Raw genomic sequence first — 16,328 nt, 5'->3', positions numbered from 1 at the left:
TCCAATCGGGCACCGCATTCGCGTGGCCGACCGGTTTTGTTATGGACGAGCGCCGCGCAGGAACTGTTCGACGGCGGTCTCGACGAGCCCGTCGAGCAATTCCGGCGGAACGAGGTTGCCGTTGCCGAGGGTCGCGATTCCTTGCAGCGTCGCGAACAACACGACCCCGATCCGCTGCGTCGGCCCGTCCTGCAGCGCGCCCTGCTCCTGGCCCTCGGCGATCAGGTCGTTCATCAGCCCGAACGGCGCTTCGGCGGCCTGCACGATCCGCGACGCCCCGGGGCGATGCTTGCTGGTGTACATCAGTTCGAGCAGTGCCGAGTTTTCGGTGGCGAAGCGGGTGTACGCAGTCGCCGCCGCACGCACGCGTCCCGGAAAGTCGTCCGCAGTCTTCAACGCCGAGCGCAACGCGTTGTCCAGCCGCGCGAATCCGGCTTCGGCGAGAGCGTCGAGCAACGCCTGCCGATCCGGGAAATGCCGACGCGGCGCGGCGTGGCTGACGCCGATCTCCCTGGCGAGGTCGCGCAACGACAGCCGATCGGCTCCGTGCGCGCGCAACCCGCGTTCGGCCGCGTCGAGCAAGGCGGTGCGGAGGCTGCCGTGGTGATAGGGACGGTCGTCGGACTGGTCGGGCACCCGGTCAGTCTAGCAGTATGTTTCCGTTGACAACATTGTTGCCGGTGCCTACTTTGGGGGCATGGACTTACTAGCGGAAAACCAGACCGGCCGCACCGCCGTGATCACCGGTGCGAACAGCGGATTAGGCCGCGCGACAGCCGCGGCGCTGGCAGCCAAGGGCGCGCGGGTGGTGCTCGCGGTGCGCAACCTGCGCAGCGGCCGCGAGGCCGCTTCGGAACTGCCCGGTGCCGTCGAAGTCCGGCAGGTGGACCTCGCCGACCTGGCGTCGGTCCGCGCGTTCGGCGCGGAGTTCACCGAGCCGATCGACCTGCTGATCAACAACGCGGGCATCATGATCCCGCCGCTGGCGCGCACCGCGGACGGGTTCGAATCGCAGTTCGGGACCAACCATCTCGGCCACTTCGCGCTCACGAACCTGCTGCTGCCGCGGATCCGCGGCCGGGTGGTGACGGTTTCGTCGAACGGGCACCGGGTCGGTTCCATCGATTTCGGCGACCTGAACTGGGAACGCAAACGGTACCGGGCGGCGGCGGCTTACGGGCAGTCGAAACTCGCGAACCTGTTGTTCACGGCGGAGCTTCAGCGTCGGCTCGCCGAAGTCGGGTCGCCGGTGCTGGCGACCGCGGCGCATCCCGGGACGGCGGCGACGAACCTGCTGAAGGGCGAGACGCCGGTGTTGTCGCCGCTGGTCAAAGCCGCTACTCGGCTGCTGGCGCAAACTTCGGAGGAGGGGGCGCGGCCGACGCTTTACGCCGCGTTGGCGGATGTCCCCGGCAACAGCTTCGCGGGGCCGCGCGGATTCTTGCAGAACCGCGGTGCGCCGAAACTGGTCGGGCGGTCGGCGAAAGCTCGGGACGAGGAGGTCGCGCGTCGCTTGTGGACGGTGTCCGAGGAGCTTACTGGGGTGCGGTTTCCGTTGACCGTTCCGGCCTGAGACTCTATTCCGCCGCTTCGGGCGGTGCTCCGGTTTCGGTGAGGAACGCGGTCAATTCCTTGGCCAATCGTTCCGGCTGGTCTTCCGGGATCAGCGTGCCGCTGTCCGGAATCTCGACCAGCCGGCCGTCCGGGAAGAGTTCGGCGAGCCGCCGCCCGTGGTCGGCGGGCATCATCCGGTCCTGGCCCGCCCAGACGACCAGGACGGGCCGGTCGAACGTCCGCAGCCGCTCGGTCCACGCGAGCAGTTCGCGCCGGGGCGGGGTTCCGGTGGCGAACTTGACCAGGTCCCGGCGGATGTCCTTGTCCCGCAAGGCCGGGGTGAACCAGCCGTCGAGAATGTCGTCCGGGATGCGGCTTTCGCACATTCCGCCGTACGCGGATTTGGCGTGCCGGTAGAACGACGACCGGGTGACTTGGGCGTGCAGCCACGGCCCGCCCGGGAGCCGGAGCAGGGCGACGGCCGGGCGCGCGGGTTTGGGCGGGAAGTTGTCGAAGGCCTCGCAGGCGACGAGCGCGAGCCGTCCGACCCGCCCGACGTGCTCGGCCGGCGCCATCCCGTCGGCGACGAGGAATTGGCCGCCGCCCCAGTCGTTGAGCACGATTGTCGCGTCGTGGAGGTCGAGTGCGGCGAGGAATTCGCCGAGCAGCCGGGCGACGCCGAACTGCGTGAGATCGGCGCCGGGTCGCATCGGCGCGCGGTGGGCGCCGAGCGGCAGGGTCGGCAGGACGCAGCGGTAGCCGGTCAGCAGCGGGACGACCTTGCGCCATTGCGTGCCGGACATCGGAAACCCGTGCCCGAACACCAGCGCCGGGCCGATCCCGCCGGTGTCGGCGTACTCGATCGGCCCGGCGGACAGCTCCACGCGCGGCATCGGACCCTCCCTCGGATCTCGCGACTAGAGTGATCGCTCTAGTCGCGAGACTAGGCCGGTTCGGGGCAGCGGGTCAACCCGGCCGGGGATCACGGTCTTCGGCAGAGCGACCGCTCGGCGAGCGAGCCTTCCGGCCCGCGGCGCTGTGCGGGCTTTGGCGACCGTGCGCCGGGGTGCGGTCGGTGGTGGTGCGGCGGTTGCGGCCGCTCGTCGCGCGAGTCTCCGTGGCGCGCGGGGCCTTTCGGCGGACGTATCACGGGGAATTGCGCCGTTCCGGCCCGGAATGACCGTGTTCTCGCGAAGACCGCCGAAATTGCTTTCCGTCGTAGCTCACTTCCCGGTGAAAACCACGCGGTTTCCGTCCGGATCGGTAAGCGGCAGGATGCGCGCGCCGCCGCCGGGTTGCGGGCCGTCGTGGATGGCTCCGGCCTTTGTCGCGTGGGCGGCGGCCGCGTCGAGGTCCGTTTCCTCGAGGACGACCGTCGACCGTCCGGCTCGGTCGGGTTCGGACCACACCTGCAGTCCGAAAGTGTCGCCGAGGTGCCATTCGAGCAGGCCGGGCATCGGCCGGGCGTCCGGGGCGCGGTCGAACAGGGCCGCGTACCAGGCCTCGGCCCGCGCGAGGTCGGAGACGGTGCACTGGGCGAGCACTCGACGGATCATGACCGGTCCCTTCGTAGTGGTTTCGATCTGCAAGCACTTTCAGTGGACCACAAGTGCTGGCAAGACGCAAGCACTCCGGCGGACGGCTGCCGGGTATCCGCGCTGATGAACGAATCAGGCGAATTGCGTCCGCTGCGCCGGGGAACGGTTTTCTTCCCGCTGCGGAAATCTGGTCCGCACCTGGCGAGAGCGTTCATCTTGTGTTTCTCCGGCGGTTTTCCCTTGTCTTTGTGCGCGGCCTGGAATACGCCGGTCGCCGTGTCGGGCGGCAGGGACGAGGAGGACTCCTGTGTCGAGAATTCGTTGGCGTGCCGTGGTGGCGATGGCGGCGGCCGGTACTGTCGCGGCGGCCGTACCCGCGCTGGCCGCGCCGGGGCGCACCGAGCATGTGCTGCTGCTTTCGGTCGACGGTCTCCACCAGTCGGACCTGGACTGGTACACGCGCACGCATCCCGGGTCCGCGCTGGCCGCGCTCGCGGCGCACGGCACCGAATACGCGCACGCGAACACGCCGGTGCCGTCGGATTCGTTCCCCGGCATGGTCGCGCAGGTGACCGGCGGCAACCCCGCGAGCACCGGGATCTACTACGACGCCACCTACAACCGGGCTTTGCTCCCGGCGGGCACGACGTCCTGCGCCAGCGCGAAACCCGGGTCCACAGTGGACTACACCGAGGACCTGGACCGCAATCAAGGTGCCATCGACGCCGGGCAAGGCCTGCCGAACCTGCCGGACGGCGTGCTCGCGATGACCGGCAATCCGCGTTCGCTGATCAACCCGGCCGCGTTGCCCGTCGACCCGAAGACGTGCAAACCTGTTTACCCGCACCAATATCTGCGAGTGAACACCGTGTTCGAGGTCGCGCGGCAGGCCGGGTTGCGCACCGCTTGGTCGGACAAGCACCCGGCTTACGAAATGCTCAACGGTCCGTCGGGCAGCGGCATCGACGACCTCTTCACTCCGGAGATCAACAGCAAGGCGCCCAGTTCCAGCGACTGGACGAAGGACAACTCGGCGACTCAGCGTTATGACGGCTACAAAGCCAAGGCCGTCCTGAACGAGATCGACGGATTTGACCACAGTGGACAGACTCGCGCGGGCACGCCCGGGGTGTTCGGCATGAACTTCCAGTCCGTTTCGACCGCGCAGAAGCTTCCGCTCTCCGGCGGCCAGCCCGGCGGGTACCGCCCGGACGGAACCCCGGGCCCGGTGCTGCGATCCGCTTTGGACTTCGTCGACCGGCAGGTCGGCGCGTTCACCGCCGAACTGCGAAACCGGCACCTCGACCGCTCGACGACCGTGCTCCTCTCCGCGAAACACGGCCAGTCGCCGATCGACCCGAACGCGCTGACCCGCATCGACGACGCCCCGCTGCTCGCCGGCCTGAACGCCGCCTGGCTGGCCGCGCACCCCGGCGCGCCCGACCTGGTCGCCCAATCGACGGACGACGACGCGATGCTGCTGTGGTTCACCGACCACTCGCCGTCGGCCGCCGAGTTCGCGCGGCAGTACCTGCTGGCCCAGTCCGGCACCGGAAACGGCAGCACCGGCGCGGCGAAACCGTTCGCGCACGCGGGCCTGACGACCGCCTACGCCGGAGCCGACGCTGCTCGCTACTTCCAGGTGCGCCCAGGCGACCCGCGGGTGCCGGACCTGGTCGGCATCGCCCAGCACGGCGTCGTGTACACCGGCGGCCACTCGAAAATCGCCGAACACGGCGGCGCGGCCGCCGACGACCGCGCGGTTCCGCTGGTGGTCAGCGGCGGGCACGGGGTGCGGATTCCGGCGGCGGTCGAGACGACCCAGATCGCGCCTACGATCCTGCGACTGCTGAACCTGGACCCGCGTGCGCTGGACGCGGTGCGCGAGGAAGGGACGGCGCCGCTGCCCGGCCTCGGCCGTTGATCGCACCTCGGCCCGTCTCTCGCCGAGGGGCGGGCCGAGGCGCGGCGATTCGACAAGACAAGGCGGGCGGAGTGGCTGGAGGCGCCGGAAGGTCTCCCTGAACAGGGGGTCTGGTTCGCCGGAACGCGCCGGTCGAGCGGGCTGGGATTCATCTGGTCGGTGGGCCGCGCGGCGGAATCTGGCTGGGTTCGTCCGTGCGCGGCGGGGGCTCACGTGGGCAGCGGGCCGCCCCGCGCGTTCACTGCGCTCGCCGTCCCATTGCTCGGGAAACTGCGGAAAGAACGGCATCGACCCTGCTCACCGGCCTATTATGAGCAAAAGCTCACCCCGGAGGAGGCCCGCGATGCCCGGAAAGCGCCTGCAGCCGCGCAAGGAGCCGCAGCAGGTGCGCGGCGAACTGACCCGGCAGCGGATTCTCACGGCGGCCGCGCAGATTTTCGCTGAGATGGGGTACGCCGCGGGCACCACGAATCGCATCGCGGAGCGGGCGCGGGTGTCGATCGGTTCGTTGTATCAGTACTACCCGAACAAAGACGCCATCCTCGTCGCGTTGGCGTCTCAGCATCTCGACGCCGGCGCGGAAACCCTGCGCCGCCACCGGGAAACCGCTGGGCCGCCGGAGTCGCTGGACGGTGCGCTCCGCGAACTCGTGCACGTCGCGATCCAGAATCACCTCGACGATCCGCAGCTGTTGCGCGTGATGGCCGAACAAGCCCCTCGCTCGGCGGAGTTGCTGGAGCAGGTCGCGCGGTACGAGGAGGAGCGGGTCGCGTATGTGCGCGGTCTGCTCGAGCCGGAAGTGTCCAATGTGGACATGGCGGCGCGGATCATCGTGAACACGGTGGAACTGCTCGTGCACAAGATGATCGCCGGGCCGGAGCCGCTCGATCTTCCCGTGTTCGAGGACGAGCTGGTGGCCATGCTGACCCGGTACGCGACGGCTGGCTCCGAGCGGAGCAGCGGGTTGCGCCATTGAGTCGCCGACCCGGAAACGGCGGTTGTCAAGTGGCGGACATCACTGTGGACGTCGTGATCGATCAGGCGATCGATTCCGCGATCCCGGCCGCGACGCGGCGGCGGGCGGCTAAGGCGGGAACCGGCGGGAGGGGCGGGGAGCGGTTCAGGCGGGTAGTCGGCGGTTTCCGGCTCGGCCGCGCCCGGAGGCCGCCGCGGCGCGGGGGAGCGGCTCGGACAACCGGTGCCGCGACAGCCCAGGGCTATGACCGTGATCTCGTCGCACTTGCCGTCGAAAAAGGGCCTCCGGTTGGCTGCCGGAGGCTGGGCGGCATGGGAGTATCCAGCGCATCTGTACCTGAAGCGGGCGAAGTCGGACCAGGTGGCGACCCAAAACGCCGTCAGGCCCGGCCGGCGGATCTTCCGCGAACGAGCGGGAAGGAGACAGCATGCTGATCGGGGTGCTCAAGGAGGCACAACCGGGGGAGACGCGCGTCGCGGCGACCCCGGAGACGGTGGGCAAGCTGCGCGGGCTGGGCTATGACGTGACGGTGGAGCCGGGCGCCGGGCTGGCGTCCGGGTTCTTCGACGAGGCCTATGCGGACGCGGGCGCGACGTCCGGGTCGATCGCGGACGCGGACATCGTGTTCGGGGTGAACGCTCCCTCTTCCGAGCAGCTGGACGCGGTGAAGTCGGGAGCGGCGGTGGTGAGCCTGCTGGCTCCGGCGCTGCATCCGGAGCTGGTGGAGGATCTGGCGAGGCGGCCGATCACGGCGTTGGCGATGGACGCGGTGCCGCGGATCAGCCGGGCGCAGTCGCTGGACGTGCTGTCCTCGATGGCGAACATCGCCGGCTACCGCGCGGTGGTGGAGGCGGCGCACACGTTCGGGCGGTTCTTCACCGGTCAGGTGACCGCGGCGGGCAAGGTGAACCCGGCCAAGGTCCTGGTCGTCGGCGCCGGGGTCGCCGGGCTGGCGGCGATCGGCGCGGCCGGAAGCCTCGGGGCGATCGTGCGGGCGACGGACCCGCGCCCGGAAGTCGCCGACCAGGTGAAGAGCCTCGGCGGGGAGTACCTGTCCATCGAGGACCCGAACGCCGAAGTCTCCGCCACGGGCTACGCCAAGGAAATGGGCGACGACTACAAGGCGCGCGAGGCTGAGCTGTACGCGACGCAGTGTCGCGAGGCAGACATCATCGTGACGACGGCGTTGATCCCGGGCCGTCCGGCGCCGCGGATCATCACCGGCGAGATGGTCGCGTCGATGAAGGCCGGTTCGGTCATTGTGGACATGGCCGCGGCGAACGGCGGCAACGTCGAGGGCTCGGTCGCGGGCGAGAAGATCGTCACCGACAACGGCGTGACGATTCTCGGCTACACGGATCTCGCCGGTCGGCTTCCGGCGCAGGCGTCGCAGCTGTACGGCACCAACTTGGTGAACCTGATGAAGCTGATGACGCCGGAGAAGGACGGCCAGCTGGTCGTGGACTTCGAGGACGTGGTGGTCCGGTCGATCACGGTGGTGAAGGGCGGCGAGCTGACGTGGCCGCCACCGCCGGTGCAAGTCTCCGCCGCGCCGCAGAAACCCGCGGCGGCCGCGGAGAAGAAGGAGGAGCCGAAGAAGGAGTCGATGTCCTCGGGCCGCCGGCTCGGGCTCGTTTTGGGCGTGGCGGCGGTGTTCCTGCTGCTGGCGGCGTTGGCCCCGGCGGCGTTGCTGCCGCATCTGACGGTGTTCGCGCTGGCGATCGTGATCGGCTATTACGTGATCGGGCATGTGCATCACGCGCTGCACACGCCGTTGATGTCGGTGACGAACGCGATTTCCGGGATCATCGTCGTGGGCGCGCTGCTGAACTTGGTCAGCGGAAACACGGTGGTCGTCGTGCTGGCGGCGGTGGCGACATTGCTGGCGACGATCAACATATTCGGCGGGTTCGCGGTGACGCGCCGGATGCTCGCCATGTTCTCCCGCAGCTGACCCGAGAGGCCTTCTTCAGATGACTGTGCACACTGCGAGCCAGGCCGCCTACATTGTGGCCGGGCTGTTGTTCATTCTCGCGCTGGCCGGGCTTTCACGGCACGAAACCGCGCGAGTCGGTAACTATTTCGGCATCGCCGGGATGATCGTCGCGTTGATCGCGACCATCGCCCAAGCGGTGTCCGGGGACATCACCGGCACCTCCATCGCGTTGATGATCATCGCGATGGTGATCGGGGCGGGGATCGGGTTGCGCCGGGCGGCGGTGGTCGAGATGACCGGGATGCCCGAGCTGATCGCCCTGCTGCATTCGTTCGTCGGTCTGGCCGCGGTTTTGGTGGGCTGGAACGGATACCTGCAAGTGGAATCGGACCCGTCCGGCGGGGAAGCGGCGCATTTGGATTCTCTGGGCACGCTGGGGATTCACCACGCCGAGGTGTTCATCGGCGTGTTCATCGGCGCGGTGACGTTCACCGGGTCGATCGTGGCGAACCTGAAGCTGTCGGCGAAGATGAAGTCCGCGCCGTTGATGCTGCCCGGCAAGAACTTCCTGAATCTCGGCGCGCTCGTCCTGTTCGTGGCGTTCACCGCGTGGTTCGTGGTCAGCCCGCACCTGTGGCTGCTGGTCGTGGTCACTGTGCTGGCGCTGGCGCTGGGGTGGCATCTGGTGGCGTCGATCGGCGGCGGGGACATGCCGGTGGTCGTGTCCATGCTGAACTCGTATTCGGGCTGGGCCGCGGCGGCGTCGGGCTTCCTGCTGGAGAACGACCTGCTGATCATCACCGGCGCTTTGGTGGGCTCCTCCGGTGCGTACCTGTCCTACATCATGTGCAAGGCGATGAACCGGTCGTTCATCTCCGTCATCGCGGGCGGGTTCGGGATCGAGGCCGGGCCGTCCGGGGACAAGGATTACGGCGAGCACCGGGAAATCACCGCGGAAGGCGCGGCGGAACTGCTCACCGGCGCGTCGCGGGTGATCATCACGCCGGGCTACGGGATGGCGGTCGCGCAGGCGCAGTACGGCGTGGCGGAGCTGACCCGGAAGCTGCGGGACAAGGGCATCGAGGTCCGCTTCGGCATCCACCCGGTCGCCGGACGCCTCCCCGGCCACATGAACGTCCTCCTCGCCGAGGCGAAGGTCCCGTACGACATCGTGCTGGAACTGGACGAGATCAACGACGATTTCTCCGACACCGACGTGGTGCTGGTGATCGGCGCCAACGACACCGTCAACCCCGCGGCCGCCGAAGACCCGGGCAGCCCGATCGCGGGCATGCCGGTGCTGACGGTGTGGGAAGCGGAGAACGTGATCGTGTTCAAGCGCTCCATGGCTTCCGGCTACGCGGGCGTGCAGAACCCGCTGTTCTTCCGGGAGAACTCGGCGATGCTGTTCGGCGACGCCAAGGACCGGGTCAACGACATCCTCTCGGCGCTGTGAACCAGGAGAAACGCATGAAAGCTGTACACATCAAGGATCTCGAAGGCCCGTCGACGGTTTCGGCAGTCGAGGTCGATTCGCCCGCGCGCGCTGCCGACCAGGTGCTGATCGACGTGCACGCGGCCGGGGTGTCGTTCCCGGACGTGCTGCAGACGCGCGGGCTGTACCAGGTGAAACCGGAGCTGCCGTTCATCCCGGGCGCCGAGGTCGCCGGGGTCGTCGCGGAGGCCCCGGACGGTGCGGCGGTCAAGGCCGGGGACCGGGTCGCGGCGCTGCCGTTCCTGGGCGGGTTCGCCGGGCAGGTCGCGTGCGCGGCGGACGCGGTGTTCCCGATCCCGGACGACCTGGGGTTCGAGCAGGCGGCGGCGATCCCGTTCAACTACCTGACCGCGCACTTCGCGCTGTGCCGCCGCGGCCGGATGGCGGCCGGGGAGACCGTGCTGGTGCACGGCGCGGCCGGCGGGGTCGGGACGGCGGTGATCCAGGTCGCGAAGGCGTTCGGCGCGGGCAAGGTGCTCGGGGTGGTGTCGACGCCGGAGAAGGGCGAAGCGGCGGTCGCGGCCGGGGCGGACGAGTACGTGCTGGCGGACGGTTTCAAGGACGCGGTGAAGGCGTCGACCGGCGGCCGCGGGGTCGACGTGATCGCGGACGTCGTCGGCGGGGACCGGTTCACCGATTCGCTGCGCTGCCTGGCCGCGGACGGCCGGATGCTGGTCATCGGATTCACCGGCGGGTCGATCCCCGAGGTGAAGGTGAACCGGTTGCTGCTCAACAACTTGGACGTCGTGGGCGTCGGGTGGGGCGCTTATGCCCTGCCTCGGCCGGGGTATTTGCAGGGGCAGTGGACGGAGCTGCTGCCGAAACTGGCGGCAGGGGCGATCGTGCCGCCGCTGGGCGGGAGTTATCCGCTGGCGGAGGTGCGGGAGGCGTTGGAGGCTATCGAGAACCGGAAGGCTATGGGGAAGCTGGTTCTTACTGTGCGTCCGTAGTGGATTGGCGGGCGGGAGGTCCTGGGTGCTGGTGGCGGCCGGGGCCTTCCGTTCAGCGAGTCCTGTGTAGACAGGAGTGCAGGCTGACGGCGGCGAGGGTCTGGTCGGCGTCGTACTGACGGAAGGTGCGGACCGGCTCGAAACCGAGCCGGGCGGCGAGCTTCAGGGAGCGTTTGTTGGCCGTCTGCGTCACGATGAGCACTGGCTGATCGGGAAGCTCTTCGGCGGCGGCGCGCAGCATCGCGGCGGCGGCTTCGAAGGCCAGCCCGGCGCCCCAGGCGTCGCGATGCGTCAGGTAGCTGAGTTCCAGTTCTTCGCCGGTTTCGGTGACATGGCCGGGCTCCTCGGCGGAGCGGCGATCGAGTTCGATGGTGCCGAGGAGACGGTCGGTGGCCTGGTCGGCGATGACGAAAGTCCCCGGTCGGCGGGTTGCCTGCGCTGCGCCGCCGATGTCGTCGAGTCGCTGTTCGACCTCCTCCCGGTGCTGCGGCCCGCCGAGGTACCGCCAGACGTCCGGGTCGGTTCGCAGTTCGATGAGTCGCTCGCGGTCACCGTCATGTGCTTTGCGCAGCACGACCCTCGACGCTTCGATCCGAGCCGCGGTCAGCATCTCGTTCACGACACCATCCTCACTGCCTCCTCGACGGACAACCGTGCACCACTCTCGAACACACCGACGAAACCGGAACCGAGAACCGCTTGTGCCGCTTCAGTAATCCGGTCCACATCACCCCGCTCGGCGGCGGGCAGCGGTGCGTCGACAGTTCGTCGCGCGGCATCGGCGGCGCCGAGCAGCAACGCGGCGGACTGCGGCGCACAAGTGCCCGCCAAACCCTCCAGCGACAGCGCGAACGCGCGCGGCTCATCGAGTATCCGCGCGTATTCCAAGCCCTTCAGGTGGTACTTCCGAGCCTGCACCAAATCGCCCCGGAGTTCGGCAACGAAACCGAGTTCTGCGTACAGCAGGTGATCCCCTGCCACCGATGACACGTCGCGGTATTCGTTTCGGAGGCGGGTCAGGCGGTGTTCGGCGGCGTCGAGGTCGCCGGAGCGGCGGGCGCCTAGCGCGAGGCCCATTTCGGCGTGGATCCGGCCGTAGGTGTAGCCGTGGTCGGACGCGATGCGCAGGGCTTGTTCGTGCAGTTCGCGGGCTCGCGGCCAGTCGCGTTCGAGCAGGGCGAGGCGGCCGAGGCCGGACAGTCTCGCGGAGACTTCCGCTTGCAGGTCCAGTTCGCGCGCGATGGCGAGTCCGTCGTGCTGGCGGCGGGCGGCTTCGGCGTAGTCGCCTTTGATTTCGGCTAGCGCGGCCAGCGGCGGGATGGTCTGCATCTCGCCCCACCGGTCGCCCAGGCGGCGGAAGAGTTCGGCGCTGCGCAGGCCGTCCCGGCCGAGCGCTGCGAGATCCCCTCGGACCAGGCTGAGCATGGCGCGCAGGCCGAGCGCCGCGGCGACGCCCCACTCGTCGTCCCCAGCGGCGGCGAGGGCGCGCTCGTTCACCTCGTAGCTGGCGGTGATGTCGCCGACGCTGAACAAACTGTAGGCGCGCAACCACAAAGCGCGAACGCCGTCCGGGGAATCGGGCGGGGCTTGCTCGCCGGTCAGCAAAGCGAACGATCCATTGAGGACGGTGAGCTCCGGATCCGTTGCGGCGAAACGCAATACGGCCGACAGCATGCGTCGGCCTTCGGTGAGCCTGCCTCGTAGCAGCCACCACCAGGACAACGCTTTCGCCAGCCGAACCGCTTCGGCGGACACTCGGCAGATCGCTTCGTCCAGGGCGGCGCGCAGGTTGCCCGCTTCGACGTCCAGCCGGGTGAGCCAAGTTCGCTGACCAGCGCCCCGCAGTTGCGCGTTCTCGGCGATTTCCCGGTAATGGCGCAGGTGTCGTGCGCGTGTGGCGGCAGGGTCCGTCAGGTGTTCGACGGCATAGGCGGCAACGGATTCCAGCAGCCGGTACCGAATCCCGGCCGGTCCGTTCGTGACGGCGACCAGTGACCGGTCGACCAGCCGGAGCACGAGGTCGAGCACGTCTCCCGCACAGACGGCTTCGGCGGCGGCGAGATCGAAGCTGTCCCGGTGCACGGCCAGTCTGCTGAGGACAGTCCGTTCGGGTGCGCTGAGCAGTTCCCAGCTCCAGTCGAGCACCGCGCGCAACGTTTGCTGCCGCGCCGGAGCGCCGCGTGATCCTCGGGTCAGGACGGCGAACCGGTCGTTGAGCCGGGCGGCCAGTTCCCGCACGCCCAGGCCGCGCACGCGAGTCGCCGCGAGTTCCAGCGCGAGGGGGAGACCGTCCAGGCGGCGGCAGATTTCGGTGATCGCGTCGAGGTCGCGCGCGAAATCCGGCGCGGAGGCGGTGGCGCGTTCGGTGAACAGCCGCACGGCGTCCGCGGGCGGCAGCGGTGCTACCTCGAACACAGACTCGCCCGGCAGACCGAGCGGTTCCTGGCTGGTGGTAACCATGCGCAGGTCGCGGGTACCGCGCAGGAGTGCTTCGACGAGTTCGGCGGCGGCCTCGACGACGTGCTCGCAGTTGTCCAGGACGAGCAGCATCCGGCGGTCGCGCAGGGCTGTGGCGAGTCGTTGCGTCGGGGAGGCGGAGTCGACCGAGTCGCGGATCCCGAGCACGGCGGCGACTGCTTCGGCGAGATCGGCGGCGGTGCCGCGGATGCCCGCGAACTCGACCAGCCACACGCCGTCTGGAAACTCGCCTCGTGAGTGCCTATCCCGGTTAGAACTGGCATAGGCACTCACGAGCCCCACTGCCAGCCGGGATTTGCCGACTCCGCCCGGCCCCGTCAACGTCACGAGCCGCTCCGACAGTCCGGCGAGCTGCTTGAGCGCCTCCTCCCGGCCGATCAACGGCGTCAGCGGGCGGGGGAGATTCCCGCGCGGTTCGGCAGTCAGCGCGGGATCCTGCCGGAGCAGCGATTCGTACACCGCGCGCAGCTCCGGACTCGGGTCGACGCCCAGTTCCTCGGCGAGCCGGGTGCGGAGATCCGCATAGGAGGCAAGGGCTTCGCTCTGCCGCCCGCGCAGGTACAGCGCGCGCATCTGCGCCGCCCGCAAGCCTTCCCGGAGCGGATTACGCGCGATGACGTCCGTCAGATCGTCCGCGGCGGAGTAGTCGCCTGCTTCGACCTGCGCCGCAGCCTGCTCTTCCACCGCGGCCAGCTGCAGCTCGGACAGCCGGTGCGCGGCCGATCGCGCGAACTCCTCGTCGGAGAAGTCGGCGAACGCCTCGCCGCGCCACAGGCCCAGCGCTTCGGCGAATCGCTCCGCGCGGGCGCGGGGATCCGCCGTCGCGCGAGCCTGGGTGACGAGGTCGCGGAACTGAGTGGCATCGGAATGCCCGATCCGCAGCCGGTAGCCCGCCGGTTGCCGTTCGACGCCGTCCCGGCCGACGATCCGGCGCAGCTGCGACACCTTGGCCTGCAGCGCGCCGGCCGGTTTGCCGGGCGGACGGTCACCCCAGAGGTCCTGGACGAGCCGGTCCGCGGTGACCGGGCCGCCGTCGTGGGCCAGCAGGGTCGCGAGCAGCGTCCGTACTTTCGCCTCGGGCACGGTGACCAGCGCGCCTTCCTCGTCCCACACCGCGAGCGGGCCGAGCACCCCGAACCGCATCGCCTTGCTCCCGTCGCGCCATCAGGTCACCGTCAGCCGATCGTAAGCATTCCCGAAGTCCCGGTCCGCACAGTGGGCGCATGAGCCCCACCTCAGCCGCCGTCGCGCCGACTCAGCGGCTTCCGCTTTTCGCGCTGCTGTCCCTCGCCACCGCGGTGTTCATCACCAGCCTCACCGAAACTCTGCCCGCCGGGCTGCTGCCCGCGATGAGCGGCTCGCTCGACGTCAGCGAATCGGCGACCGGCCAGACCGTCACCGTCTACGCGCTGGGCACCGTGCTGACCGCGATCCCGCTGTCCACCATCACCGCCGGTTGGCGACGCAAACGGTTGCTCCTGGCCGCGATGGGCGGATTCGCCGTGGCCAACACCGTCACGGCCGTGTCGTCGGAGTACAGCCTGACGATGGTCGCGCGGTTCGTCGCAGGCGTCGCGGCTGGTCTCGCGTGGGCGCTGCTGGCCGGTTACGCCCGCCGCCTGGTCGCGCCCGCTCTGCAGGGTCGTGCCATCGCGATCGCCATGGCCGGCATCCCGGTCGCGCTGTGCCTCGGCGTGCCTGCCGGGACGTTCGTCGGCCAGCTCACCGGCTGGCGTACCGCGTTCCTCGCCATGACCGTGCTCACCCTGGTGCTGCTGGCCTGGATCGGCGCGGCGGTGCCCGACTTCCCTGGTCAGGCCGGGGGAGCGCGTCCGAAAATGCTGCCCGCGCTGCGCATCCCCGGGGTCGCGGCGGTCCTGTTCGTCACGCTGGTGTTCGTGCTGGCGCACACCGTGCTGTACGCCTACCTCGCCACCTTCCTCACCGGCCTCGGCATGGGCGACGACACCGACCTGGTCCTGCTGACGTTCGGCCTCGCCTCGATCGCGAGCATCTGGATCGTCGGCGCGCGGATCCACCGGCGGCTGCGGTTGCTGACGGTCCTCAGCGCGCTGCTGGTCGCGGTCGCCGCGGCGCTGCTCGCGACCGAACCCGCGCTGGTTTACGCCGCCGCCGCGCTGTGGGGTCTCGGCTGGGGCGGGGTGCCGACCTTGCTGCAGACCGCGGCCGGGGACGCGGGCGGCGAGTCCGCGGACACGGTCCAAGCGATGCTCGTGACGCTGTGGAACGCGGCGATGGCGGCCGGCGGTGTCGTCGGCGGCGTGCTGCTCGACGTCGCCGGCAGCGGTTCGTTCCCGTGGACCGTGCTGGTGCTGATGGCGCCGGTGCTGGCGGTCGTCCTGCTCGCGCGACGCCGCGGGTTCCCGGCCGCTTGACCGCGCCGTCGCGGCGATCTTGGATGGAACCGTGCCAGAGCCTGTGAACACCGACCTCGGAAGCTACCTGCGACGGATGCGCGAGCGACTCCAACCCGCCGAAATCGGCCTGGTCAGCCGCGGTTCGCGGCGGGTGCCCGGGCTCCGGCGGGAGGAGGTCGCCGCGCTCGCCGGGGTCAGTTCGACCTACTACACGCGGCTCGAACAGGCGCAGACCGCGCACGCGTCGCCGGAGGTGCTGTCCGCGATCGCCCGCGCGCTCGACCTGAGCGCGGCCGAGGAGGCGCACCTGCTCAAGATCGGCACCACCGCGCCCGCCCCGCCGGTGCGGCCGGCCACGACGGACGAGCTGACCCCGCGGACCCGGATGCTGGTGAACACCCTCGGCGACGCGGCGGTCGCGGTGCTCAATTTCCGCTGCGACATCCTGGCGTGGAATTCGCTGTTCCACAAACTGTTCGCCGCACACCTCGATTTCGCCGCGCCGGACGGGGACCGGCCGAATGTCATCAAGCTGAATTTCCTCGACGACAATGTGCGCGCGTTGTATGCGGATTGGCCGTTGGAGGCGCAGCAGAACGTCTCCTACCTGCGGTACATCGCCGGGGACCACCGGCACGACCCCCGGCTGGCCGAGCTGATCGGCGAGCTGACGATGGCGAGTGCGGAATTCGCGGAACTGTGGGTCGGGCAGACGGTGGGGAATTGCACGACTGGGACGAAAACGTTCCGGCATCCGCTGGTCGGGCAGTTCGATCTGATGTATCAGTCCGCGGAGTTGGGGGACGGGACGATCTTGAAGATCTATCACGCGGAACCGGACTCTCCGCACGAGGCGGCGGTGCAGCTTCTCGGCACTGACCTGGGCTGAGTTCCAATGCCAGGAACTCAAGGCGGTGAGGTGGAGGCGCTGCTGGCGTGTTTCCGCAGCTCGACTGGTTGCGCGCAGGACGTCGTGGACCCGACCCCGGGTTGTGGTCCGTGAAGGCACCCGGCCAGTTCGGCGAAGGCCACGGTCGCCGCCGCTCGCGATGTCGTCGGGCATTGGCTCGGACGCCCGCCGCACCTGATCGCCACCGCC

General features: G+C 69.5%; 13 protein-coding genes. 8 read left to right on the top strand and 5 right to left on the bottom strand.

Translation table 11 applies throughout. The annotated features are described in order from the left end of the window. Positions 1 to 39 precede the first annotated feature (39 nt). Entirely contained in the window at positions 40 to 636 is a 597-nt protein-coding gene (locus tag ABZX37_RS42565; RefSeq protein ID WP_354749610.1) for a TetR/AcrR family transcriptional regulator, read from the bottom strand. Between the two features lie 61 nt (positions 637 to 697). Between ABZX37_RS42565 and ABZX37_RS42560 the strand changes: the two genes are divergently transcribed. Next, on the top strand, positions 698 to 1,573 hold the full coding sequence (locus ABZX37_RS42560; protein WP_354749608.1) for an oxidoreductase: 876 nt from the start codon (positions 698 to 700) through the stop codon (positions 1,571 to 1,573). A gap of 4 nt (positions 1,574 to 1,577) precedes the next feature. On the opposite strand, the gene ABZX37_RS42555 is transcribed toward ABZX37_RS42560, so the two are convergent. Beyond that, positions 1,578 to 2,447 (bottom strand): alpha/beta hydrolase, encoded by an 870-nt coding sequence (locus ABZX37_RS42555; RefSeq protein WP_354749606.1) that lies wholly within the window; start codon positions 2,445 to 2,447, stop codon positions 1,578 to 1,580. Between the two features lie 330 nt (positions 2,448 to 2,777). Continuing rightward, positions 2,778 to 3,110 (bottom strand): VOC family protein, encoded by a 333-nt coding sequence (locus tag ABZX37_RS42550; RefSeq protein ID WP_354749604.1) that lies wholly within the window; start codon positions 3,108 to 3,110, stop codon positions 2,778 to 2,780. Between the two features lie 322 nt (positions 3,111 to 3,432). On the opposite strand from ABZX37_RS42550, the gene ABZX37_RS42545 reads away from it, so the two are divergent. The 5 genes from ABZX37_RS42545 (at position 3,433) to ABZX37_RS42525 (ending at position 10,373) form a co-directional block, all read left to right on the top strand. After that, positions 3,433 to 5,016 carry an alkaline phosphatase family protein gene (locus ABZX37_RS42545; RefSeq protein ID WP_354749657.1) on the top strand — a complete coding sequence of 528 codons (1,584 nt, stop codon included), beginning with the start codon at positions 3,433 to 3,435 and terminating at the stop codon, positions 5,014 to 5,016. A 343-nt stretch (positions 5,017 to 5,359) separates the two neighbouring features. Then, positions 5,360 to 5,992: a TetR/AcrR family transcriptional regulator gene (locus ABZX37_RS42540; protein ID WP_354749602.1), complete on the top strand. Its 633-nt coding sequence runs from the start codon at positions 5,360 to 5,362 to the stop codon at positions 5,990 to 5,992. A gap of 427 nt (positions 5,993 to 6,419) precedes the next feature. Beyond that, a complete protein-coding gene (locus tag ABZX37_RS42535) occupies positions 6,420 to 7,946 on the top strand; it encodes a Re/Si-specific NAD(P)(+) transhydrogenase subunit alpha (RefSeq protein WP_354749600.1) in 1,527 nt (508 codons plus the stop codon). A gap of 19 nt (positions 7,947 to 7,965) precedes the next feature. Beyond that, positions 7,966 to 9,384 carry a Re/Si-specific NAD(P)(+) transhydrogenase subunit beta gene (pntB, locus tag ABZX37_RS42530; protein ID WP_354749599.1) on the top strand — a complete coding sequence of 473 codons (1,419 nt, stop codon included), beginning with the start codon at positions 7,966 to 7,968 and terminating at the stop codon, positions 9,382 to 9,384. A gap of 14 nt (positions 9,385 to 9,398) precedes the next feature. Then, positions 9,399 to 10,373 (top strand): NADPH:quinone oxidoreductase family protein, encoded by a 975-nt coding sequence (locus tag ABZX37_RS42525; RefSeq protein WP_354749597.1) that lies wholly within the window; start codon positions 9,399 to 9,401, stop codon positions 10,371 to 10,373. A 52-nt stretch (positions 10,374 to 10,425) separates the two neighbouring features. Here the strand turns inward: ABZX37_RS42525 and ABZX37_RS42520 are convergent, their stop codons facing one another. Together ABZX37_RS42520 and ABZX37_RS42515 are read right to left on the bottom strand one after the other, a co-directional pair. Beyond that, positions 10,426 to 10,983, bottom strand: coding sequence for a GNAT family N-acetyltransferase (locus ABZX37_RS42520; protein ID WP_354749655.1), 558 nt, complete (start codon positions 10,981 to 10,983; stop codon positions 10,426 to 10,428). Between the two features lie 5 nt (positions 10,984 to 10,988). Next, a complete protein-coding gene (locus ABZX37_RS42515; RefSeq protein ID WP_354749595.1) occupies positions 10,989 to 13,994 on the bottom strand; it encodes a BTAD domain-containing putative transcriptional regulator in 3,006 nt (1,001 codons plus the stop codon). Positions 13,995 to 14,074: 80 nt separating this feature from the next. Here ABZX37_RS42515 and ABZX37_RS42510 point away from each other — a divergent pair, with 80 nt between their 5' ends. Together ABZX37_RS42510 and ABZX37_RS42505 are read left to right on the top strand one after the other, a co-directional pair. Beyond that, positions 14,075 to 15,247 carry an MFS transporter gene (locus tag ABZX37_RS42510; protein WP_354749593.1) on the top strand — a complete coding sequence of 391 codons (1,173 nt, stop codon included), beginning with the start codon at positions 14,075 to 14,077 and terminating at the stop codon, positions 15,245 to 15,247. Positions 15,248 to 15,278: 31 nt separating this feature from the next. Continuing rightward, a complete protein-coding gene (locus ABZX37_RS42505) occupies positions 15,279 to 16,118 on the top strand; it encodes a helix-turn-helix transcriptional regulator (protein ID WP_354749591.1) in 840 nt (279 codons plus the stop codon). Positions 16,119 to 16,328: the final 210 nt, after the last annotated feature.

Source organism: Amycolatopsis sp. NPDC004079, from assembly GCF_040610415.1.
Classification (GTDB): Bacteria; Actinomycetota; Actinomycetes; order Mycobacteriales; family Pseudonocardiaceae; genus Amycolatopsis; species Amycolatopsis halotolerans.
The sequence above is the reverse complement of the archived record's forward strand: the minus strand, read 5'-3'. Positions and strand labels throughout refer to the sequence as shown.

Excerpts from the sequence above, each read along its gene's own strand:
- ABZX37_RS42550 (WP_354749604.1), bottom strand. The coding sequence starts at position 3,110 with ATGATCCGTCGAGTGCTCGCCCAGTGCACCGTCTCCGACCTCGCGCGG.
- ABZX37_RS42560 (WP_354749608.1), top strand. The coding sequence starts at position 698 with ATGGACTTACTAGCGGAAAACCAGACCGGCCGCACCGCCGTGATCACC.
- pntB (WP_354749599.1), top strand. The coding sequence starts at position 7,966 with ATGACTGTGCACACTGCGAGCCAGGCCGCCTACATTGTGGCCGGGCTG.
- ABZX37_RS42535 (WP_354749600.1), top strand. The coding sequence starts at position 6,420 with ATGCTGATCGGGGTGCTCAAGGAGGCACAACCGGGGGAGACGCGCGTC.
- ABZX37_RS42520 (WP_354749655.1), bottom strand. The coding sequence starts at position 10,983 with ATGCTGACCGCGGCTCGGATCGAAGCGTCGAGGGTCGTGCTGCGCAAA.
- ABZX37_RS42515 (WP_354749595.1), bottom strand. The coding sequence starts at position 13,994 with ATGCGGTTCGGGGTGCTCGGCCCGCTCGCGGTGTGGGACGAGGAAGGC.
- ABZX37_RS42555 (WP_354749606.1), bottom strand. The coding sequence starts at position 2,447 with ATGCCGCGCGTGGAGCTGTCCGCCGGGCCGATCGAGTACGCCGACACC.
- ABZX37_RS42545 (WP_354749657.1), top strand. The coding sequence starts at position 3,433 with ATGGCGGCGGCCGGTACTGTCGCGGCGGCCGTACCCGCGCTGGCCGCG.
- ABZX37_RS42510 (WP_354749593.1), top strand. The coding sequence starts at position 14,075 with ATGAGCCCCACCTCAGCCGCCGTCGCGCCGACTCAGCGGCTTCCGCTT.
- ABZX37_RS42525 (WP_354749597.1), top strand. The coding sequence starts at position 9,399 with ATGAAAGCTGTACACATCAAGGATCTCGAAGGCCCGTCGACGGTTTCG.
- ABZX37_RS42540 (WP_354749602.1), top strand. The coding sequence starts at position 5,360 with ATGCCCGGAAAGCGCCTGCAGCCGCGCAAGGAGCCGCAGCAGGTGCGC.